This is a genomic window from Microbacterium resistens NBRC 103078, assembly GCF_001552355.1.
In the GTDB taxonomy this organism is placed as follows: Bacteria; Actinomycetota; Actinomycetes; order Actinomycetales; family Microbacteriaceae; genus Microbacterium; species Microbacterium resistens.
This window is the reverse complement of record NZ_BCRA01000087.1, coordinates 1-21472: the sequence shown is the minus strand read 5'-3', so window position 1 is coordinate 21472 and position 21472 is coordinate 1. Positions and strand designations below refer to the sequence as shown.

The following is a 21472-nucleotide window of genomic DNA, read 5'->3' as shown; positions in this document are numbered from 1 at the left end:
CCGAGTCCGCATCCGCCGACGCCGCCGCCGACGCAGAGGCGTTGGTGTTCACGTCACCGGGGTCGCCCGCGGTCACGGTGACCGTGTCCTGAGCGGTGACGGTCGGGTCGTCGACCTGCGTGCCCACGAGCGTGTAGTCGCCGGGGACCGCGTCGGCCGGGACGGGGTACGCCGTGCCCGCAGGCAGGGATCCGTCCGGCTCCACCGTGACGGTGACCGGCGTGCCGACCACAGCGCCGGTGCCGTCGCGCAGCTCGATGGTGACCTGGGTGCCCGGAGCCCATCCGTCGCCCGCGACCGGGAGGCTGGTGCCGGCCTGGACCGGGTCCGTTCCCGTGATGGTCGGGGTGAGCGCGGCGAGCGCCTTGACCGTGGACGAGCCGAGATCCAGCTTGATGGCGTTGATCGCCGGCAGCAGCTCCACGCTCAGCGCGCGAACGGTGAAGCTGTCGCCCGGCAGGTCGCCGGTGCCGTTGATCGGGGCCTCGGTGGGCTGCTCGTTGATCGTGATCGCGACGATGCTGTTTAGCACCGGCTCGATCGCGTTGTCGAGCAGACCGGTCACGATCGGCTGCACGACGCCCATGAGGGTCGGCTGCAGCTGGTCGATGACGTTCGTCACGACCGGTTCCAGAGCACCGCCGATGTCGGTGACGAGGCCGGACAGGGCGTCGATGATCGGCTGCAGGACCGTGCCGACGGGGATCCCCGCGACGTTGATCTGGCTGGTGTCGATCACGGGGGCGGAGAAGCCGTCCATGCCGAGGAACCCGCCGATGCTGCCGATGACGGTCACCGGGGCGTTCACCAGCGGACCCACGATGGGGAGGCTGATGTCGGCCTGGATGTCGACCGTGAGCTCGACGTTGTAGAGCCCCTGGGTCACCACGTCGACGACCTTGGAGATCAGCGAGTTCTCACCCGCGCCGGTGACGGCGTCGGTGATGCCGTCGAGGATGCCGTTGACCACCGCGTCGTCGAGCACCGGGGTGTTCGGGTCGAGGCTGTTCAGGCTGGTCGCGCCGGTGCGGTCCACCACGAGCTCCGCCAGGTCGACGTGGATCGTCCCGGTCGAGAGGTCGATGACGAGGCTGCCGTCGGTGTTGGACAGCGGCTCGTTCAGCAGGACGTCGCGCACCTCGTCGGTGAGCGGCTGCGTGTCCAGCGACAGCGCGTTCAGCTCGGCGTTGGTGAGCGGGAGCGCGTCGATGACGCTCAGCACACCGGCGACGAGCTGCTCGATCTGTCCGCCGGGGCCGATGAGGGCCTCGATCGGCAGGAGCGCCGTGCCGACCGCCGTGTCCACGACGTCCGTCAGGCCCGCCACCGTCGGGCTGTGCAGGTCGAGGCCGAGGCCCGCGATCGCGTACTCCGAGGTGAGCGTCCCGGCATCCGACGAGGCCGTCGAGGCGAGGGCCCCGACGCTGAGCGACGCCTGGTCCAGCAGCTGGTCCGTGAGCGTGTCGATGCCGAGCTGGCCGAACAGGTCGGTCAGATCGATGTGGGCCGGGTCGACGCTCGACCCGATCCCGCCGACGTCGATGCCGCCGTCCTCGGTGATGAGGCCGGACGCGGCGAGCGACGAGGTGACGCTCGGCGACTCGCTGTAGCTCTGGGCCGCACCGAGGTCGCCGAGGTTCAGCAGGCCGGGCGTCGTGCCGTCCGTCAGCAGCGGGATGTTGATCCCGTCGCCGAGATCGATGGTCAGCGCGCCGCCGAGCACGCCGAGATCGAGCGCACCGTTGTCGGCGCCCGGACCACCGGGGTTGCTGGTGAGCGTGTGGCCCAGCGCAGCGACGTCGATGCTGCTGCCGAGCAGGCCGATGGGCAGCTGCAGGATCTGCCCCTGCGCGGCCGATGGATCGTTCGGATCGGCGCCCGGCGCGGTCGCGGCGGCAGGCGCGGCGAATGCGATCGCGCCTCCGAATGCCACGGCCCCTGCCAGGCCCAATGCCGCTGGGCGCCGCAGACGCGACCACCCATTTCTGTTCGTTGTCACGAACCCCTCCCTGATGTCTGGATCGCTCCGGAGCAACAAGGCCTCCCCAGGACCGACGGGTGTCGGCAGGCGCAAGTAGCGCCAGTATGCCGGTAGTTCACAGCGAATGTCCAGCATTCCGAAGGACCGGGATATCAATCGACATCCGGGGATTCGGCCCGTTTTCCCGCACCGACGGGGAGTCGGGACCGGGGACGACGAACGCATAACGATCTGGTGACGACGACCACGACGTCGGGCGGCGCGGAGACGGCGAGAGGGCATGCGATGCCCGTGCGACAGCACGCACGAGCACCCTTCCCGAGGGGGCGTACGACTCCGCGTCAGGCGCCTGCGGCGATGACCTCGAGCAGCGCCGCGCCGTAGGCCTCGCGTTTGCGTTCTCCGATGCCGCTGATCCCGATCAGGTCCTCGCCACGGGTGGGCCGGTGCTCCGCGAGTGCGCGCAGCGTGGCGTCGCCGAACACGACGTAGGCGGGGACGCCCTGCTCCTTCGCCGTCCGCGCGCGCCAGGCGCGGAGCTCCTCGAACAGCGCGCGATCGGCCTCGGACAGGTCCGCCGCCGCCGAGCGCTTGGCGCCCCGGCCCTTGCCCGCCGCCCCGGCACGGCTGACCACGTCGTGGCGGAGCCGCACCGGTGTCGTGCCGTTGAGGACGCCCGCGCTCGCGTCGCTGAGGGCCAGGGTGCCGTAGTCGCCCTGGGCCTGCATGAGCCCCTGGGCCAGGAGCTGGCGGATCACGGAGCGCCACTGCGCGTCCGAGAGGTCGGCCCCGATGCCGTACGTGGCCAGCTCGTCGTGCCGCATCGAGCGGATCCGCTCCGTCGACGCCCCGCGCAGGATGTCGATGAGGTGCCCCGCCCCGAACGACTGCCGCCGCTCTCGCTGGAGCCGCACGATGGTGGACAGCAGCTTCTGCGCCGGGATCAGCCCGTCCCAGCTCTCCGGAGGCGTGAGGCACGTGTCGCAGTTGCCGCACGGCGCCGAGTCCTGCCCGAAGTAGCCGAGCAGGTTCTGCCGCCGGCACGAGACCGTCTCGCAGAGGGCGAGCATCGCGTCCAGATGCTGGTTCTGGCGCTGCTTGATCGCGCGGTCGCCCGCGGACTGCTGGATGAAGCGGCGCTGCTGGACGACGTCGCCCAGCCCGTACGCCATCCACGCGACGGACGGTTCGCCGTCGCGCCCCGCGCGACCGGTCTCCTGGTAGTACCCCTCCACGGACTTGGGGAGGTCGATGTGCGCCACGAAGCGCACGTCGGGCTTGTCGATCCCCATGCCGAACGCGATCGTCGCGACGACGACCACGCCCTCGTCCCGCAGGAACCGCGCCTGGTTGGCGGCGCGGACCTCTGCGTCGAGCCCCGCGTGATAGGGGATCGCGTCGACCCCCTGGTCCTGGAGGAACGCGGCGGTCTGCTCCACGGACGAGCGGCTGAGCGCGTACACGATCCCGGCGGACTCCGACCCCATCGTGTCGCGGACGGAGCCGATGAACGACACCAGCTGGCGTCGGACGTCCGTCTTCGGGTCGATCCGGTACTGGATGTTCGGGCGGTCGAAGCTCGCCACGAAGTGCTTCGCGGACGGCAGGCGCAGCCGCTCGGTGATCTCGCGGTGCGTCTCCCGGGTGGCGGTCGCCGTGAGGGCGATCCGGGGGACGCCGGGGAACCGTTCGCCCAGGTCCGACAGGGCGAGGTAGTCGGGACGGAAATCGTGCCCCCACTGCGACACGCAGTGCGCCTCGTCGATCGCGATCACGCTGAGCGCGCCCCTCTGCAGGAGCGCGGTGGTCTGCGCGCCGGACAGCCGCTCCGGCGCGACGTAGAGGAGGTCCAGCGAGCCGGAGAGGTAGGCCCGCTCCACCTCCGCCCGCTCCGCGGGGGACTGCGTCGAGTTGAGATAGGCCGCGTTCACGCCGTTGGCGCGCAGCGCGTCGACCTGGTCGTGCATGAGGGCGATCAGGGGGCTCACGACGAGCCCCGTGCCCTCCCGAACGAGCGCGGGGATCTGGTAGCAGACGCTCTTTCCGCCGCCGGTCGGCATGAGCACCACGGCGTCGCCGCCCGCCACGACCTGGTCGATGATCGCCGCCTGGTCGCCGCGGAAGGCGTCGTACCCGTACACCGTGCGCAGCGCCTCTGCGGCGGTCGCGAAGCGGGAAGGCGCGGGCACCGAGGGTGCGTGGGGCGCGGGGAAGCTTCCGCGCGGAGCGCTCCCCGGCATCCCGGCCCAGTCCTCCTCGACGGGCGGAGGGGCGTCGTCCCAGGGCACGTCCGCGTAGGGGTCGCCCGACGGAGGCTCGGACGGCGGCAGGTCGGCATACGGGTCGTACGGATCCTGCGCGGGCATGTCCCCAGCGTAACGAGAAGCGGCGACATCCGGCCGCTTCCCTCCCCAGCTCCCGTTTCGGGGTCCGATCCGGTCGTTCGGGGTCGGTCCCGGGGTCACTTCTCCCCACGACGGACCCCGAAACTCCACGTCGGAGCTCACCGCGTCGGACGGGCGTAGGTTGGGTCCAGGACCGAGGAGGACGCATGGCCGACATCACCGTCACCCGAGACGACGACGCTTCCCGCTTCGAGCTGCGCCGCGACGGAGTCCTCGCGGGCTTCGCCGAGTTCGACCGGCGGCCGGGCGAGATCCGGTTCACCCACACGGAGGTCGATCCGGCGTTCCAGGGGCAGGGACTGGCCGGGATCCTCGCCGCCGAGGCGCTGACGGACGCCGCCGCCTCCGGCGACGAGATCGTGCCCTACTGCCCCTACATCGCCCGCTATCTGCAGACGCATGAGGTCGCGGGCGCCCGCATCCGCTGGCCGAGGGTGCCCGGCGCGGAGACGACCGAGGGATGAGCGCCTACGGCCCGCGCTCGGTCGCGCTCTCGCCGCGCGAGGTCCCGCTCGGCGGCGTCCGCGCGATGAACGTCCGTCGCACGCTGCCGAGCAAGGAGCTGCCGACGATCGGGGCGTGGTGCTTCCTCGACCGCTTCGGCCCCGACGAGGTGCGCATGCGCGTCGAGCCGCATCCGCACATCGGCCTCCAGACCGTCACCTGGCCGCTGGTCGGCGAGGTCCGTCACCGGGACGCGGTGGGCAGCGACGTGGTCCTGCGGCGGGGCCAGCTCAACCTGATGACCGCGGGCAGGGGCATCGCGCACTCCGAGTACTCGGTGGGCGACGACGCCGTGCCGCTCGACGCCCTCCAGCTCTGGGTCGTGCTGCCGGACGGCGCGGCGACCGGAGCCCCGGGATTCGAGCAGCACACGGAGCTGCCCGCGCTGTCGATCGATGCGGAGGAGGGCGACGACGCCCGGGCGACGGTCGTGCTCGGCGAGCTCGCCGGCGTCCGCTCCCCCGCCTCCGCCCACACGCCGATCGTGGGCGCCGAGATCCGGCTCGCCCCCGGCTCCCGGGTGAACCTGCCGCTGCGCGAGGACTGGGAGCACGGCGTGCTGGTCGTCGAGGGGGACGCGCGGGTCGCGGCCGTCGACGTCCCGCGCGGGGATCTGCTGTTCCTCGGCGACTCGCGCGACGAGGTGGAGATCAGGACGCAGGACGGCGCGCTCCTCTTCCTGCTCGGCGGCGAGCCGTTCGAACAGGACCTCGTGATGTGGTGGAACTTCGCCGGCCGCACGCACGAGGAGATCGTCGAGGCGCGGACGGCCTGGGAGGCCGAGGGCGAGGGTCCGCAGGAGGACCCGCGTTTCGGGCCGGTCGTCGGGCACGGCGGCGAGCGGATCCCCGCCCCGCCGATCCCTCCGGTGCGGCTCATGCCGCGTCGCCGCAGGATCTGACGCCTTCACCGTGACGAGGACGCGAGAAGGGCGGGCGCCCGAGGACGCCCGCCCTTCCGTCGCCGCCGTTACCGCGCGTCGACCGTGACGACCGTGCGGACGGCCGAGTCGCCGTACTGCACCAGGCCGAGGTAGCGGTTCGGCGCCAGCCCCTTCCAGGAGAGGTCGTACGACGTCGGCACGCCCCGCGTCGCCGCGAGCGGGTTCGGCGTGGCCGTGAACGATCCCTCGCCGCCCTCGAGCACCGTTGCGTAGGTCATGTCCCACGTCATCGGAGCCGACGTCGAGTAGATGTTCGCGACCACGACGTACGTGCCGGCGGTCGGCGTCGGGATGGTGACCTGCTCGTCCGCCGAACCGGTCGCCGACTGCCAGCGCTGGTAGTAGCGCAGGTCCGACGGGCTCACGACGTGGTAGACGGACAGATCGAGGTCGCTGCCGGCGTCGTCCGACGAGTCGAGGTCGAAGCGGGACAGCTGGGCGCCCTCGGGCACCTCGATGACCCACGCGACGTCCTTGTTCTCGTCGCCCGACTGCTCGTTTCCGGAGTGGCCCTCGACCGGGTTGTCCGGATCGGCCAGCATCGTGAACGGCGTCAGCCCGGCGAGGTTCAGCGGCAGCTCGCCGTCGATGCCCGGCGTGACCTCGACGGTGGCGGATCCCGCCGCCCCCGAGGCCGTGACCTCGGACGGGGCCGCGGCCGTCACCGGGAACACGGCCAGCGGCGAGCGCACGACGTGCTCGTCGCTGCGCCAGGTGAGGGCTCCGGTCGCCCACGTCTCCACGGGCGCGTCGCCATTGTCGAACGTCACCGTGAAGCTCGCGGTCTCGCCCGCCGCCCCGAACGACAGCGTCGAGGGCTCGACCGAGACCTCCACGCCCGGGAGGTCGACGGAGGCCGTGTACGTGCCGGGGCCGGTCGCGGTGACCGTGCGCGTGACGCTCTGCTCCGCCGCCAGCGTGCCGATCCCGATCGAGGCGAGGTTGAGGTCGCTGCCGTCGATCGGCTCGACCTCGTCGAACTCCGCCAGCCCCGTGCCCTCGATGTACGCCGCCCAGTCGCTCGGGCCGTTGAGGTACAGCAGTCCCGGGTCGAAGTACTTCCCCGGGTCGACCTGTCCCGCGCCTTGGGCGAACGGATCGGGCGTGGGCTCCCCGTCGGCGCCGACGGTGTCGTAGGCCGTCGTCATGAGCGCCGACTTGATCTCCGCCGGCGCGGCGTCGGGCCTCTCGCCCAGGTACAGCGCGCCGAGACCGGCCACGTGCGGAGACGCCATCGACGTCCCGGAGAGGATGCCGAAGGTCGGCTCCGCCTTGCGCGCGTTGTTCGTCGCCGCGAGGATCGCGACGCCGGGCGCCGCGACGTCGGGCTTGATCACGTCCGACCCGTTGGCGTTCATCGGGCCGCGGCTGGAGAAGCCCGCCACCTGGGGCACCGGGGTCTCCACGCCCGTCACGTTCTCGCCGATCAGCGTGACGGGGCGATCCGTCCCGCCGCGCACGTACGCGAGCACGGCGTCGTGGTGCGCCGCCGCCAGGTGGACGGTCGGCACGGCGTGGAAGTCGTTGTCGAGCGAGTCGGCGGCGCCCGGGACGTTCACGAGGATCATCCCCGCGCCCCCGGCGTCCTTCACGACCTGCGACTTCTCGGCGCGGGCGTTCTCGCCCCGCTCGCAGACGACGATGCGTCCGGACACCTTCGCCGCGTCGAGGCTTCCCGGCAGGCACAGCGCCGCCCCGTCGGCGGCGGCGGCGTCCCCGGCGAAGACGGACGGCCCGGTCACCTCGGTGCCGAACGGCACGCTGACCGTGGCGCCGGCCGCCTCGAAGCCCTCGAACCGCACGGTGCCCTCCCACGTCGGGATGGTGGAGGCGGCGACGGTGGTGTACCAGGGCGACGCGTGATCGGCGGTGACCGGGTCGGGCCCGTTGTTGCCGGCGCTGACCGACACGAAGACCCCGGCCGCCGCCGCGTTCAGGAACGCGATGTCGTCCGGCTCCAGCACGCTCGGGGCGGATCCGCCGCCGATGGAGTAGTTGATGACGTCGACGCCGTCGGCGACGGCCTGGTCGATCGCGGCGACGAGGTCGCTGAGCGCGCAGATGTCGTCGTCCGTGACGGCCGGGTCCGGGCCCTCGTAGCAGGCCTTGTACGCGGCGACCTTCGCGGCCGGGGCGACCCCGGAGACGGTGCCGAAGTCGACGCCGTTCACCTGGGCGGCGACGCCGAAGTTGCCCGCGGCGGTGCTCGCGGTGTGCGATCCGTGCCCGGCGCCGTCGCGCGGGGAGAGGTAGTCGTACTGGAAGTCGAAGCCCGCGGCCTCCGCACCGGCGGAGAAGTACTGGGCCCCGACGAGCTTCGTCGAGTAGTCGTGCTTGTTCCAGTCCTGGCCCTGCACGATCGTGCTGCGGAACTGGCCGCCGTCGGACTTGTCGAAGATCACCGAGGTGCCGTCGGTGTACGGCTCGGAGCCGCTGTGCTTCTGCTTGCGCAGCTTCTCCCCGGCGAACGACGGGTTCTCCGGGGCGATCCCCGTGTCGACGACGCCGACGACCACGCCCTCCCCCGCCGTGCCGACGCCGCCGGTCGCCTCCCAGACGCCGCCGGCGCCGGTGGCGTCGTCCCCGAGGCCGAGGAAGTCGGTCGAGGACTGCGCGTCCGGGTGCCGGATCTCGTCCGGATACACGCCGAGGACGTCCTTCGACGCGCGCAGCGCGTCGACCTGGGTGCCGCTGAGCTGCGCGCTGAAGCCGTTGAGCGTGATCCGGTACTGCGCCTCGGGGGCGGCGCCGACCTGCTGGGCGAGGGTGCGCTGCGCGTCCTCGAGATGCGCGATGTACTTGCGCGAGTTGTCGGAGTGCGCGTCGAGCTGTCGGCCGCGGTCCGGCTTGGTCCGCGGCAGGCCGGCGGTGTCGCCTTCGTACGTGGCCAGGGGCGCGTCCTTCATCACGACGATGTAGTGCCCGGGTGTGCCCGTCACGGGCGTGGGCGGTGTCACCCCCTCTCCGCTCGCGTGCGCTGCCGTGGCGAAGGTCCCGGTGATCAGGGCGGTCAGGGTGACGACCGCGGCTGCCGACCGGAGGGGTGTTCGGCCCATGGGTTCTCCGATGCTCATCCGGCGCGGCCTCGTCGCCGCACCGCCGATCAACGTAGCGCGATGGCTCCGGACACGCCAGAGGCCGCGCCCGGTATATCACGGTCGCCCTCGCCGCCGGCGCCCGACCGGGGCCAGTACGCTGGACGGGTGCCCACCCGATCCGCTCTCCCCACCCGGGTGCTGCTCGTCTGCGCCGCGATCGGCGTGGCCACCGGCCTCGTCGGGGGGATCGCCGGCTGGATGACCCTCGTGGTGCTGCCGCTGGCGCCCTGGGCGTACGGACTCGTGCTGGGCTCGCACGTGCTCCCCGGGATCGTGGCGCAGGAGGTGCTGCGCCGTCCGCTCGTGGCGCTGCTGTCCCATGTGCTCGCCGCGCTCGTCGCGAGCGCGTTCAACCCGGTGTGGTTCCCGCGGTTCCTCGGCACCGCGCTGCTGTTCGGACTGATCCAGGAGGGCGTCGCCGCCCTCACCCGGTACCGCGCGTGGGGCCCCTGGCGCTTCTTCATCTCCGCGGTGGTGATCGGCGGGGTGATCGCGGTGGTCGTCTTCTTCGCGGTCGATCTCGGGTCGATGATGCCGTGGGCGCAGATCGCCTACCTCGCGATCGCCGTCGCCGGACCGGTCGCCTGGACCGCGGTGGGTCTCGGCGTCGGCACGGCGTTGCGTCGCGCCGGCGTCGCCCAGCGCTGAGCCGTCCGCCGCCTGCCCGTCCGCGGCTTTCCGCCGACTGCTGTTCGCGAATCAAATTAGGGCAGGCTAACCTAGGATCACCCGCAAGATCGAGGTGACCCGTGCCGTCGTCCGCTCCCCTGATCCGCGTGCGCGAGCTCTCCCTCACCCACGCGGGCGAGAACGACCCGTCGCCGCACGACCTGACCGCCGACATCCGGCCCGGCGAGGTCGTCCTCCTGCTCGGCCCGAGCGGTTCGGGCAAGTCGACGTTCACTCTGGCCCTCAACGGCCTGATCCCGCACTCCGTCCCGGCCGCCGTCGACGGCACGGTCGAGATCGCCGGGCACGACACCGCGACGACCCCGGTCGCCGTGCTCAGCACGCGCGTGTCCATGGTCTTCCAGGACCCGGACGCGCAGCTGGTGACCGGATCCGTCCTCGACGAGGTCGCGTTCGCGCTGGAGAACCTGCGGCTCCCCGTCGACGAGGTGCTCAGCCGATCCGAGCGGGCGCTGCGGCGCCTCGGACTGTGGGAGCGCCGTGCCGAGAACCCGGACCGGCTGTCCGGCGGAGGACGCCAGCGTCTCGCGATCGCGGCGGCGGTCGCGATGCAGTCGCCGATCTGCGTGCTCGACGAGCCGACCGCCAACCTGGACCCCGCGGGCGCCGCGGAGGTCTACGCGGCCCTGCGCGATCTCGCCGCGGACGGGGACCGGGCGATCGTCCTGGTGGAGCACGACCTCGACGCCGCCATCGACCTCGCCACGCGCGTCATCGTCCTGGACCAGTCGGGCCGCCCGGTGTTCGACGGCCCGCCCGCGGAGATCCTGCGCACGCACGCGGACGAGCTCGCCGAGCTGGGCGTGTGGCTCCCGACGGCGACGCTCCTCGCCCGGCGCCTGCGCGCCCGCGGCGTCGTCCTCGATCCGCTCCCCCTGACGGCCGACGACCTGCGCACGGCCCTCGCTTCCTCCCCTTACCCCTCCGTGCCCCCCTCCCCGTCCGCGCCCCCCTCCCCCTCCCCGTCCGTCGAGTGGTCAGTTTCTGTGGGTTCCGAGGCGTTGAACCCGCAGAAACTGACCACTCGACAGGGGGCGCAGGAGGACGCGCTCATCCGGGTGCGCGGACTCGATGTCGTGCGCGGCCGCACACCCGTGCTGCGCGGCGTGGACCTCGACGTCGCGAGCGGGTCGATCACCGCCGTGGTCGGTCCCAACGGATCGGGCAAGACCACGCTCGTGCAGGCGATCGCCGGGGTCGTCCCGCCCCCGCGCGGGCGGATCCGGGTCGCCGACCTCGACCCGGCGACGGCGACGCCCCGGGACCTGACCGACCGGATCGGGTTCGTCTTCCAGAACCCCGAGCACCAGTTCGTCGCGGCGTCCGTGTTCGACGAGCTCGCACACGGGCTCCGGGTGCGGCGGGTCCCCGCCGACGAGATCCGCGCGCGGGTGACCGCGATGCTCGCCCGCTTCGGGCTGGAGCGGAAGGCCCAGGTGCACCCCTTCCTCCTCTCCGGCGGAGAGAAGCGACGCCTGTCCGTCGGCACCGCCCTGATCACCCGGCCCCGGGTGCTCGTGCTCGACGAGCCCACCTTCGGTCAGGATCGGGCCCGGGCCGCGCAGCTGCTCGCCCTTCTGCACGAGCTGCGCGACGAGGGGACGACGATCCTGCTCGTGACGCACGATCACGCGCTCGTCGCGGAGCACGCCACGCACGTGGTCGTCATGGACGGCGGTCGAGTCCGAGCCGCCGGGACCACGGCGGAGCTCCTGCAGTCCGGCCCGGAGAGCGGCTTCACCCTGCCCGCCGCCCTCGCCGCCGTCCCCGCCGCGCTGCATCCCCTCCTCGAGTGGTCAGTTTCTGCGGGTTCGACGGCGCTCAACCCACAGAAACTGACCACTCGACGCTCCGGTACCGCGTCGGCGGAGGGCGCCGGATGAGCGCCGACACCGCGCCGGTCGCGATCCCCCGCGCCCCGTCGTCCGCGGATCCGTACGCCGAGCCCGCGCCGGCGCCGCGCCGCGCCTTCCTGCACGGCCTGAACCCGCTCGCGAAGCTCGGCGCGGCGGTGCCGGCCATGATCGTGCTCGCGTTCGTCCGCGACCTCGCGACGCCGGCCGCGTTCCTCGCCCTCGCCTACGCCCTCATCCTGACCGGGGCCCGGCTCACGCGGCGCGCGCTCCTCCTGCTGCTCGTGGGCCTGCCCGTCGGGATGCTCCTGCTCGCCGCGACGTTCGCGGTCTGGGTCGACGCGTCCCTCGTCGACGACACCGCCGCCGTGCTGACCGTGGGCCCGTGGACCCTGTTCGCCGGCGCGCTGCAGATCGGCGCGGCCACCGCCCTGCGCCTCGGCGCGATCCTCGCCCTCGCGCTGATCGGCGGCCTCACCACGACCGGTCCCGACCTGGTCCGCGCCGGGGTCCAGCAGCTGCGCATCCCGTACCGCGTCGGCTACGCGGCGCTGGCCGCCTACCGCTTCGTCCCGCGGTTCGGCACGGAACTCTCCGTGATCCGCGCCGCCCACCGGGTGCGCGGGTACGGCGCCGGGAGCGGACGGGGTCCGTTCGCCCGCATCGCCCGGGGGTGGGGGTACATCGTGCCCCTGCTGGCCGGAGCGATCCGTCACGCGGAACGCGTCGCCCTGGCGATGGACGCGCGCGCCTTCGGGGCGTACCCCACCCGTACCGAGCGCCACCTCGTGCCCTTCCGGACGCGGGACGCCGTCTTCCTCGTCCTCATGATCGCCGCCTCGGCGGTGATCTTCACCGTCTTCTTCCCCTGGCAGCTCCCCTGAGCGCCGCGAAAGGAACGCCATGGCGTACAGCAAGCAGGTCAAGCCCGCCTCGACCGACCTCATCCCGCTCACCGTGCTGCGGACCGAACGGTTGTCCCCGCACTGGATGCGGGTCACGCTGGGCGGCGGAGGGATCGATCGGTTCCGCCCCCTCGGCTACGACCAGTGGTTCCGCCTGTTCCTGCCGCTCGGGGGCGAGGAGGGGCTGGCGCGCGTGCCCGCGAAGGCGAACAGCGTGCTCGGATACCTGAAGTTCCTGCGGATCCCGGACGGCGAGCGGCCCGTGATGCGCAACTACACCGTACGGGCGTTCCGGCCCGCGACGGCCGGCCGCCCCGCCGAGCTCGACGTCGACTTCGTGCTGCACGGATCGGCGGCGGACGGCACCTCGGGCCCGGCCGCGCGGTGGGCGGAGACCTGCACCCCCGGGGAGAACGTCCTCATCATCGACGAGGGGCTGTGGTTCAACCCCGAGCGCGGTCAGGAACGCGTCCTGCTCGTCGGCGACGAGACCGCGCTGCCGGCGATCGCCTCGATCTGCGCCTCCCTGCCCGACACGGCCGCCGGCGTCGCGCTCATCGAGGTCCCCTCCGCCGAGGACGCCCTCGACTTCCCGCATCCGCCCGGGGTCACGGTGGAGTGGATCGTGCGCGGCCACGACGAGGCACCCGGCCGGCCCGCCCTGGAACGGCTGCGGGCGCGTGAGCTCCCGCCCCAGCCCTTCCACGCCTACGCCGCCGGGGAGCAGTCACTCGCGTCGGGCGTGCGCAAGCTGCTCGTCGGGGAGAGGGGCGTCGACAAGCACCAGGTCAGCTTCTGCGGCTACTGGCGGATCGGCGCCGCCTCTCCCTCGTCGAAGGCCGCCCGCGAGGCGGCGGCCGAGCCGCTCGCCTGACCGGTCCGACGCCCCCCGACCGGTGCCGAGTCGGCGGTCTCGGCCGTCCGGGCGGGCAGCGGTCAGCGCGACGCCGAAGCGCCCTCGGATCCGCGGATCCGAGGGCGCTTCGTCGGCGATATCGGCCGGCCGTCAGCGCTTGCCGGCGATCTGGCGTCCGACCAGCTCGCGCATGATCTCGTTCGTGCCGCCGTAGATGCGGTGGACGCGCGCGTCGAGGAACGCCTTCGCGATGGGGTACTCGGTGATGTAGCCGTAGCCGCCGTGGAGCTGCACGCCCGTGTCGAGCACCTCCCACTCGCGCTCGGTCGCCCAGAACTTGAGCTGAGCGGCCTCCTCCGCGCTGAGCCTCTCCGCCGCGTAGAGCTTCAGCCCCCGGTCGACGTACGCCCACAGCGCGTCGACCGCGGTCGCCATGTCCGCGATCTTGAACCGGGTGTTCTGGAAGTCGATGATCCGCTCGCCGAAGGCTTCGCGGTCGCGGGTGTAGTCGACCGTCCAGGTCAGCGCGGCCTGCGCGGCGGCGGCCGCGGAGACGGCGATGGAGAGGCGTTCCAGCGGCAGGTTCATCATGAGCTGGATGAACCCCTGTCCCTCCTTGCCGCTGATGAGGTTCTCCTCCGGGACGAAGACGTCGGTGAACGACAGCTCGGCCGTGTCCCAGCCGTGGAAGCCCATCTTGCTGAGCTTCTTGCCGTGCTCGAAGCCCTCCATGCCGTTCTCGACGATCAGCAGGCTGAACGCGTCGGGGCGATTGCCCTCGCCGGTCTTCACGAACGTCACCACGATGTCCGCGGTCTTGCCCGAGGAGATGAAGGTCTTCGCGCCGTTGAGGATGTAGCCGCCGTCGACCTTCTTGGCGTTGGTCTTGATCCCGCGCAGGTCGCTGCCCGCACCGGGGTCGGTCATGGCCAGGGCGCCGAGGACCTCGCCGGTCGCCATCCGGGGCAGCCACTTCTCCTTCTGCTCCTGCGTGCCCATGTGCACGAGGTACGGCACCGCGAGGTCGTCCTGGATGCCGAGGGCTCCGGCGAGCGAACCGGCCCCCGCCCCGATGACCTCCTCGTTCACGATGGCGCGGAAGCGGTAGTCCTGCAGCATCCCGGCTCCGCCGAACTCCTCGGGCACCGAGAGCCCCAGGATGCCGGCCTCGCCGGCGGCGAGCATGGTGGCGCGATCGATCTCCCCGTCGGCCTCCCACTTCTCGATGGTCTCGTTCGAGACGTGGCGCTTCACGAAGTCCTTGACGAGGTCGCGGAAGACCTCGTGGTCGTCGTCGTAGATGTCGCGTTCCATGCGCGCTCCTCCAAGTCGATCCGGTGCGTCGTTGCTCCCGTGATTCTAAGCGGGAGGCACGGTCCGGACGGAGCACATTGTGGGAATGCGTTCCGCGAAATGTGACACTGGGTATCGCGGTTGTGGGAAGCCGCCAGACGCGCCGTCGCGCACCGGCGATGGTCGCGGGCGGCGCCGAGCGCCGACCGCCTCAGCCGACGTAGTCGGGAGCCGGGGGGAGGCCGAAGAACTCCTCCAGCGAGGTGTATCCGGCCTCGTGGTACGCCCGCGCGATCTGCGGTCCGACGTACCGGAGGTGCCACGGCTCGGGGGCGTAGCCGGTCGCGTAGGTCTGGCCCTCGATGTAGCGCACGATGAAGCCGTACTCCCAGCTGTGCTCCGCGACCCAGGCCCCCGCCGCGGTCTCCCCGAAGCCGTTGATCCCGGTGCACTCGCCCCAGATGCACTCCTCGACGTCGGCGGCGAGCCCCGTCTGATGCTCGCTGAAGCCGGGGCGCGCCGAGAGCGCGTCCGCGTCGTTCTGGCCGTACATCTGGACCTGACCCGAGTACGTGGCGACCTGCATGTCGTACGACCGGTAGCCGCTGCCGAGCCCGAGGGCGCCGACGCCCGCCTCCTGGGACGCGGCGGACATCGCGTCCAGAGCGGTCGTCACGTCCGCGCGCAGCGGCCCGGCGAGGTCGTCCCCGATCAGGGCCGGCTCGCTCAGGGTCGACGGGGCGTACTGCACCGGGTTCAGCGGGCGGGTCTTGTTGACGACGACCCACAGCCGCGCCGGATCGGACAGGTCGATGCACGGGGCCGCACCGCTCACGACGGCGGCGCGGAAGGCCGCTCCGCCGCCGAACGCGGCGACCGCCGTGTCGTCGTCGCCCGCGGCCAGCGCCTGCTGCACCGCCGGATCCGCACACGGATCTGCCGGCGCCACCACCGTGAACTGCACCGCCGGGAGCTCCTCGACGACGGCCGGCCTCGGCGGATCCATCGACGCGACCGCAGCGACCGAGGCCTCCGGCCGCGCGCCCGCCGCGGACCCGTCGGCCAGCGACCAGATGACGCCGAGCACGGTCACCGCGAGGCCCAGCGGGACGAAGACGCGCAGCTTCGCCGAGCCCGCCAGGGCATGGCGAGCCACGGGTCGGTGCGGGGAGGTCACGCCCCCATTCTGGTACGGCTGCCTGCGATCTCGCCGAGATCGAAGATGATCACGACGACTTCTTGACTCAGTTTCGTTCTTATGTTCGAATGAGGGCATGCGCTGGCAGGGACAACGGATCGACGACACGGACGAGACGGCCCTGCCCGGGTTCGAGAACCGATCCGGGTTCCTGCGCAGCGTGACGACGCCCGAGTTCGACGGGATGACGTTCCACGAGGTGCTGGCGAAGTCGGCGCTCAACCATGTGCCGGGGCCGTCCAAGATGCCGTTCTCCTGGACGATCAACCCGTACCGAGGCTGCAGTCACGCATGCGTCTATTGCGTCGATCCACGCACACTCATTCTGTGCGCGGACGGTACGCAGCGTCGGTTGAGCGACCTCTCCGTCGGGGACGAGATCATCGGCACCCGGATCGAGGGCTCCTACCGGCGATACACCAGGACACGGATCAAGGCGAAGTGGCATACCCGCAAGAAGGCCTATCGCGTGACGCTCGCCGATGGAACCGAACTCGAAGCCAGCGGCGACCACCGTTTTCTCACCGACCGCGGGTGGAAGCACGTCGCGGATGCCGAGCGGGGACAGCGTCCGCACTTGACTCTGAGCAATCGGCTCCTCGGGTTCGGAATCGGCGGTCTGCGCGAAGCCGTGGCCACGGAGCATGCCATCGACGACGACCGCGACTACCGCCTCGGCTACCTCAGCGGGATGACGGGCGGCCTTCCCACGCGCATGGCGTTCTTCGCGGAGACCAGGCCCGCGATCACGCGCAAGCTCAGTGTCGAGGGCCTGGCGGTGAAGACAGCGGCTGACCTTCGGGTCGTCAGCATTGATCCGTTGCCCGGTGAACGCGACCTCGTCGACATCACGACGGGAACAGGCGACTTCATCGCCAACGGTGTGATCAGTCACAATTGCTTCGCCCGGGGGACGCACACGTATCTGGATCTGGACGCGGGGCGGGACTTCGACACCCAGATCGTGGTGAAGGTGAACGTCGCCGAGGTGCTAGAGCGGGAGCTGCGACGCGGGTCGTGGCACCACGAGACCGTGGCTCTCGGCACCAACACCGACCCGTACCAGCGCGCCGAGGGCCGGTACCGCCTGATGCCCGGGATCCTGCGCACGCTGGCGGAGTCCGGGACGCCGTTCTCGGTGCTGACCAAGGGCACGCTGATCCGCCGGGACATCCCCGAGCTCGTCCGTGCGTCCGCGGACGTGCCGGTCGACGTGCAGATGTCGATCGCGATGTTCGACGAGGGGTTGCGTCGGGCGATCGAGCCGGGCGCTCCCACGACCCAGGCGCGCCTGGACACGGTGCGCGCACTGTCGGACGCCGGGTTCCGAGTGGGCGTGTTCCTCATGCCGATCATGCCGCACCTGACCGACTCCGTCGCCGCGATCGACGACGCCCTCCGGCGCATCGCCGCCGCGGGTGCCGACCACGTGATCCACGGCGCGCTGCATCTGCGCCCCGGCGTGAAGCCCTGGTTCTTCCAGTGGCTGTCGCAGCATCGTCCCGATCTGCTCTCCTCCTACCGCGCGCTGTACCCGGGAGTGGCCGCGGAGGCGCCCAAGGCCTACCGGCAGTGGCTGGCGAAGCGGGTGCGACCGCTGGTCCGCGTGCACGGACTGACGGCGCAGCACAGCGAGGACCGCCCCCGGCGCCGTTCCTTCGCCGAGCCGCCGAGACACGACGCGTCGGCGACCACACCGCCGAAACCCGCGACCCCGGCGGCGCCGATGCTGTTCTGAGCCGTGCCGGGAGCATCGTCGCCGCGGAAGGGCGCCCGTAAGCTGGCGGAATGGCCTCCCACGAAGACCTGCCGCTGTCGGAGTACGCCTTCCCCGGACCGCTGCGCGATCTCCTGGTCGGCGCGATCCTCGCCGGCGACAAGACGACCACGACGTTCCTGGTCCGCGAGATCGAGGTCGGCGTCGAGACGATGCCGACCGTCGGCGAGCGCTTCTCGGTGATCGACTCCGACGGCAGGCACGTGGGGATCGAGACGATCGAGGAGGTGCGCCTCGCCCGGATCGCGGACATCGATCTGGGGCACGCGATCGGGGAGGGCGAGGGCTACACCACGGTCGCGGAGTGGCGCACGGCCCACGAGGGGTTCTGGCACGGCGAGCAGTACCGCGCGTTCATCGGGGACCCGGAGTTCCGCATCGACGACGACACGATGGCGGTGCTGGTGCGGTTCGGTTTCGAGCCCGCCGGAGCGATCGTCCCGGCGGGCCCGTCCCCGGTCAGCGGGTGAGGTCGGCGTCGGACGGCATCCGCCCCGCGATCTCCTCGATCACGTCGTCGCCGGGACGCGCCTCCTGGAACGGCGCATCGATCTCGGCGCGCTGCAGCAGCTCGCCCATCCGGCGCCGACGCTGACGCGTGATCAGCGTCACGACCCGACCCTCGCGCCCGGCACGCCCCGTGCGCCCCGCCCGGTGCAGGTAGGTCTTGTACTCGTCGGGGGCGTCCGCCTGGACGACGAGGTCGATGTCGTCGACGTGGATTCCGCGGGCGGCGACGTCCGTCGCCACGAGCACCTGGACCCGGCCGGACGTGAGCTTCTGCAGATTGCGCGTGCGCTTCGCCTGGTTGAGGTCGCCATGGAGCGAGACGGCGGGGATGCCGGCGTCCTCGAACTGCTCGGCGAGCATCTCCGCGTACGCCCGGGTCCGGGCGAAGACGAGGGTCTGGCCGTCGCGGTCGACCAGCGACGAGAGCACCTCCGCCTTGTCGCGGTGCTCGATGACGAGGACGCGGTGCTCGATGGTGCTGGTCTCCTGGCTCTCCCCGGCGACCTCGTACACGGCCGGGTCCACGAGGAACTCGTCGACCAGCGCCGCGACCTCACGGTCGAGCGTCGCGGAGAACAGCAGCTTCTGGCTGCGCTGGTCCCCGGGAAGCGCCGTCCCGGTCTTGCGCAGGATCCGCTGCACGGGCTCGACGAATCCCAGCTCGCACATGTGGTCCGCCTCGTCCAGCACCGCGATGCGCACTTCGGAGAGGTCGAGCTTGCCCTGTTCGATGAGGTCCTCGATGCGCCCCGGGGTGCCGATCACGATGTCGACGCCCTTCTTCAGCGCACCGACCTGTCGCGCCTGGGGCACGCCGCCGTAGATCTGGGTCGTGAACAGTCCCACGCTGCGAGCGATCGGCTGCACCGTGCGGTCGATCTGCAGCGCCAGCTCGCGCGTGGGGGCGAGGATGATCGCCCGCGGCGCGCGGCCGAACTCACGGCGCTTGCCCTTCTGGGACAGCAGGATGCTCTCCACGAGCGGCGCCCCGAAGGCGATCGTCTTGCCGGATCCGGTGCGTCCGCGTCCGAGCACGTCGCGCCCGTCCAGGATGGCCGGGATGGTGGCCGCCTGGATGGGGAACGGCGTCTCGGCGCCCATGCCGGTCAGGATCTCGGTGATGTTGGAGCCGAGACCGAGATCGGCGAAGCTGACGCCGTCGACCTCGGCCGCCACGACCGCCTGCGCCTGGAGCCGCTCGTGGACGACGTCCTCGGTCGGCACCGCCGCGGCGGACGCGGGTGTGCGGGTCCAGTCATCGCGGCTCGGTCGGGTCTCCCGGGACGGCCGGCGAGCGCCGCCCGCTGCGCGCGGACGCTCATCCCGACGCGGACGCTCGTCCCGACGCGGACGCTCATCCCGCTCGAACCGCGGACGCTCATCCCGACGCGGACGCTCATCCCGCTCGAACCGCGGACGCTCATCCCGACGCGGGCGCTCGTCCCGACGCGGACGCTCGTCGAATCGGTCACGGTCGCCCCTGCGGTGCGGGGCGTCGATGCGTCCCGACTCCGCGCGGTTGCGGATCGTGCGCGCCTCGTCGCGTCCGCTCTTCTCCTGTGCCGTCCACCGCCGCTTCGGCGCCGAGGCGCTGTTCTCCTCCGCAGCGCGGTAGCCGCGATGCTTCGGCGACCGGCTCCCGGGGCGGGCGGCAGGCGTCCGCTCGGTCCGCTCCGTCCGCTCGGTCCGCGTGTACCGCTCGTCCCGGTCCGGACGGTCGGCGGCGTACGCGTCCGCGCGACGATCGTCTCGCCCGGTCGCCGGGCGACCCTGGCGATGCCGGTCGTGGAAGCTCGTCTTCTTGGCGTAGCGCGGCTCGAAGTTGCGCGACGGGCGTCCGCCCTTGGGCTTGTGGTTCTTGGGCATGGGGTGTCCTTCTGGTTCTCGCACGAGAACAGCACCGCGGCGCGCTCGTGGCGCGACCGCGGTTCACCCGGGCTGTCGTCGGCCGGGGGCCATTCCTGTGATGGTGGTCATGGCGCCGCATCTCTTCGACGACGCTCACCATCGGCCCCTGGGCTCACACTTCAGGAACAACGATCCCCGCGCCTCGACGTACGAGGGTGAGCGGGTGCCCGAAGCCGACCGCCCCAGTCTACCCGTCGGACCTGAGCGGCCGCTGGCGGTGCCGGCGACGCCTCGATCTGACCGGGCCGCGTGCACCAGGGGAGCGCGGTCGTACGATGACGGGATGACCTCTCCCACCGGCTCGCAGATCGACCTTCGCCGTGGCGACGTGACGGCGCGGATCGCACAGGTCGGCGCCTCGCTGCGGCACCTGACGGTCGGCGGGACGACCGTCGTCCCGCCCTATCCGGACGACGAGCCGACGCCGCTGTGCTCCGGCGTGGTCCTGGCCCCGTGGCCCAACCGGATCCGCGACGGCGTCTGGCAGGACGGGGAGGTCACGCGAGCGCTGGCGATCACCGAGCCGAAGCTGCGCAACGCCAGCCACGGTCTCCTGCGCTTCGCGGCGTACGAGGTGGCCGAACAGGATGACGCCCGCGCCCTGCTCCGAGCGACGATCGTGCCGCAGACGGGATACCCGTACCTCGTCGAGACGTCCGTGGAGTACGTCCTTGCCGAGGACGGGATCACCGTGACCCACGCGCTGACGAATCGTTCCGCCGCGGACGCGCCCGTCGCGCTGGGCACGCATCCGTTCGTCACCATCGGGGGCGCCGATCCGCGATCCCTCGTCCTGCGGATCCCGGCGGAGACGTACTTCGAGACCGACGAGCGACTGCTGCCGATCGGCGAGTCGCCGGTGACCGACGGCACGGATCTGCGACAGGGCCAGCGGCTCGGCGACGTCACGCTCGACACCGGGTTCGCCGCGCTGCGCCGAGACGCCGACGGCCGGGCCCGCAGCACGCTCGAGGCGCCCGACGGCCGCCGGGTGACGCTCTGGCAGGGCGAGGGGTTCGACTTCGTCCAAGCGTTCACGACCGATCGCTATCCGGGCCAGGACCTCGCCGTCGCGATCGAGCCGATGACAGCTCCCGCCGAGGCGTTCAACTCCGGCCGGGGCCTGCGCCGCCTCGCCCCCGACGAGACCTGGACGCTGGAGTGGGGCATCGCCCTCACGTTCTGACCGCTCCCTCCCCTCCGCGCCCTCCCTCCCCGCCCTCCCCGCCCGTCGAGTGGTCAGTTTTTGTGGGTTCAGGGCCGTTCAACCCACAGAAACTGACCACTCGATGAGGTGCTGGCGGGTCGGAGAGGGCAAGGCGGGCGGGGGCTGCGGTCGGCGACAGGAAGGGTCCGTTGGGGCTCGCCGCCGTGGGGATCAGTCGAGATCGTTGGCGGCGGGGAGACCGCGCTCGCGGAGCTCTCGCCGCGTGAGCACCGGCGACGAGCCTCCTTCGGCTGAACCCCCCGTGCCGCCTGCGTGCGGAGCGTCACCGCCCGCGCCGTCACCGCCCGTGCCGCCTGCGTGCGGAGCGTCACCGCCCGCGGCGC

15 protein-coding genes are annotated in these 21472 nt (G+C 71.9%); 9 read left to right on the top strand and 6 right to left on the bottom strand.

Going from position 1 to position 21472, the window contains the following annotated elements:
- Positions 1–1933, bottom strand: a 1933-nt coding sequence (locus MR1_RS14135) for a choice-of-anchor G family protein (protein WP_169797699.1), incomplete at its 3' end; no start/stop codon positions are given.
- A gap of 389 nt (positions 1934–2322) precedes the next feature.
- Positions 2323–4347, bottom strand: a complete 2025-nt coding sequence (gene recQ / locus MR1_RS14130) for a DNA helicase RecQ (RefSeq protein WP_067248129.1) — start codon at positions 4345–4347, stop codon at positions 2323–2325.
- A 185-nt stretch (positions 4348–4532) separates the two neighbouring features.
- Between recQ and MR1_RS14125 the strand changes: the two genes are divergently transcribed.
- Complete coding sequence (locus tag MR1_RS14125; RefSeq protein ID WP_067248126.1) at positions 4533–4850, top strand: GNAT family N-acetyltransferase; 318 nt, start codon at positions 4533–4535, stop codon at positions 4848–4850.
- On the top strand, positions 4847–5791 hold the full coding sequence (locus tag MR1_RS14120; RefSeq protein WP_067248123.1) for a pirin family protein: 945 nt from the start codon (positions 4847–4849) through the stop codon (positions 5789–5791). The genes MR1_RS14125 and MR1_RS14120 overlap by 4 nt, the downstream gene beginning before the upstream one ends.
- 68 nt (positions 5792–5859) lie before the next feature.
- On the opposite strand, the gene MR1_RS14115 is transcribed toward MR1_RS14120, so the two are convergent.
- Positions 5860–8889, bottom strand: coding sequence for a S8 family serine peptidase (locus MR1_RS14115; RefSeq protein ID WP_067248119.1), 3030 nt, complete (start codon positions 8887–8889; stop codon positions 5860–5862).
- Between the two features lie 147 nt (positions 8890–9036).
- On the opposite strand from MR1_RS14115, the gene MR1_RS14110 reads away from it, so the two are divergent.
- The 4 genes from MR1_RS14110 to MR1_RS14095 all read left to right on the top strand — a co-directional run bounded on the left by MR1_RS14110 (position 9037) and on the right by MR1_RS14095 (position 13253).
- On the top strand, positions 9037–9579 hold the full coding sequence (locus MR1_RS14110; RefSeq protein WP_067248116.1) for an ECF transporter S component: 543 nt from the start codon (positions 9037–9039) through the stop codon (positions 9577–9579).
- A 128-nt stretch (positions 9580–9707) separates the two neighbouring features.
- Complete coding sequence (locus MR1_RS14105) at positions 9708–11504, top strand: ABC transporter ATP-binding protein (protein ID WP_255218163.1); 1797 nt, start codon at positions 9708–9710, stop codon at positions 11502–11504.
- The gene (locus MR1_RS14100; RefSeq protein ID WP_084344711.1) at positions 11501–12358 is read left to right on the top strand and encodes an energy-coupling factor transporter transmembrane component T family protein; all 858 of its coding nucleotides are present in this window, start codon (positions 11501–11503) and stop codon (positions 12356–12358) included. The genes MR1_RS14105 and MR1_RS14100 overlap by 4 nt, the downstream gene beginning before the upstream one ends.
- A 19-nt stretch (positions 12359–12377) precedes the next feature.
- Positions 12378–13253, top strand: coding sequence for a siderophore-interacting protein (locus MR1_RS14095; RefSeq protein ID WP_067248113.1), 876 nt, complete (start codon positions 12378–12380; stop codon positions 13251–13253).
- Between the two features lie 132 nt (positions 13254–13385).
- Here MR1_RS14095 and MR1_RS14090 read toward each other — a convergent pair whose 3' ends face one another.
- Together MR1_RS14090 and MR1_RS14085 are read right to left on the bottom strand one after the other, a co-directional pair.
- Positions 13386–14549: an acyl-CoA dehydrogenase family protein gene (locus MR1_RS14090; protein ID WP_067248111.1), complete on the bottom strand. Its 1164-nt coding sequence runs from the start codon at positions 14547–14549 to the stop codon at positions 13386–13388.
- Positions 14550–14739: 190 nt separating this feature from the next.
- On the bottom strand, positions 14740–15705 hold the full coding sequence (locus MR1_RS14085; protein WP_255218162.1) for a M15 family metallopeptidase: 966 nt from the start codon (positions 15703–15705) through the stop codon (positions 14740–14742).
- 97 nt (positions 15706–15802) lie between these two features.
- Here MR1_RS14085 and MR1_RS19845 point away from each other — a divergent pair, with 97 nt between their 5' ends.
- On the top strand, positions 15803–17464 hold the full coding sequence (locus MR1_RS19845; RefSeq protein WP_157518229.1) for an Rv2578c family radical SAM protein: 1662 nt from the start codon (positions 15803–15805) through the stop codon (positions 17462–17464).
- Positions 17465–17514: 50 nt separating this feature from the next.
- Positions 17515–17973 (top strand): ASCH domain-containing protein, encoded by a 459-nt coding sequence (locus MR1_RS14075; RefSeq protein ID WP_067248108.1) that lies wholly within the window; start codon positions 17515–17517, stop codon positions 17971–17973.
- On the opposite strand, the gene MR1_RS14070 is transcribed toward MR1_RS14075, so the two are convergent.
- Complete coding sequence (locus MR1_RS14070) at positions 17963–19879, bottom strand: DEAD/DEAH box helicase (protein ID WP_067248106.1); 1917 nt, start codon at positions 19877–19879, stop codon at positions 17963–17965. The two genes, MR1_RS14075 and MR1_RS14070, sit on opposite strands and share 11 nt — an antisense overlap.
- A 325-nt stretch (positions 19880–20204) precedes the next feature.
- Between MR1_RS14070 and MR1_RS14065 the strand changes: the two genes are divergently transcribed.
- Entirely contained in the window at positions 20205–21107 is a 903-nt protein-coding gene (locus MR1_RS14065; RefSeq protein ID WP_067248103.1) for an aldose 1-epimerase family protein, read from the top strand.
- Positions 21108–21472 lie beyond the last annotated feature (365 nt).

Excerpts from the sequence above, each read along its gene's own strand:
- recQ (WP_067248129.1), bottom strand. The coding sequence starts at position 4,347 with ATGCCCGCGCAGGATCCGTACGACCCGTATGCCGACCTGCCGCCGTCC.
- MR1_RS14125 (WP_067248126.1), top strand. The coding sequence starts at position 4,533 with ATGGCCGACATCACCGTCACCCGAGACGACGACGCTTCCCGCTTCGAG.
- MR1_RS14120 (WP_067248123.1), top strand. The coding sequence starts at position 4,847 with ATGAGCGCCTACGGCCCGCGCTCGGTCGCGCTCTCGCCGCGCGAGGTC.
- MR1_RS14115 (WP_067248119.1), bottom strand. The coding sequence starts at position 8,889 with ATGGGCCGAACACCCCTCCGGTCGGCAGCCGCGGTCGTCACCCTGACC.
- MR1_RS14100 (WP_084344711.1), top strand. The coding sequence starts at position 11,501 with ATGAGCGCCGACACCGCGCCGGTCGCGATCCCCCGCGCCCCGTCGTCC.
- MR1_RS14095 (WP_067248113.1), top strand. The coding sequence starts at position 12,378 with ATGGCGTACAGCAAGCAGGTCAAGCCCGCCTCGACCGACCTCATCCCG.
- MR1_RS14090 (WP_067248111.1), bottom strand. The coding sequence starts at position 14,549 with ATGGAACGCGACATCTACGACGACGACCACGAGGTCTTCCGCGACCTC.
- MR1_RS19845 (WP_157518229.1), top strand. The coding sequence starts at position 15,803 with ATGCGCTGGCAGGGACAACGGATCGACGACACGGACGAGACGGCCCTG.
- MR1_RS14075 (WP_067248108.1), top strand. The coding sequence starts at position 17,515 with ATGGCCTCCCACGAAGACCTGCCGCTGTCGGAGTACGCCTTCCCCGGA.
- MR1_RS14070 (WP_067248106.1), bottom strand. The coding sequence starts at position 19,879 with ATGCCCAAGAACCACAAGCCCAAGGGCGGACGCCCGTCGCGCAACTTC.
- MR1_RS14065 (WP_067248103.1), top strand. The coding sequence starts at position 20,205 with ATGACCTCTCCCACCGGCTCGCAGATCGACCTTCGCCGTGGCGACGTG.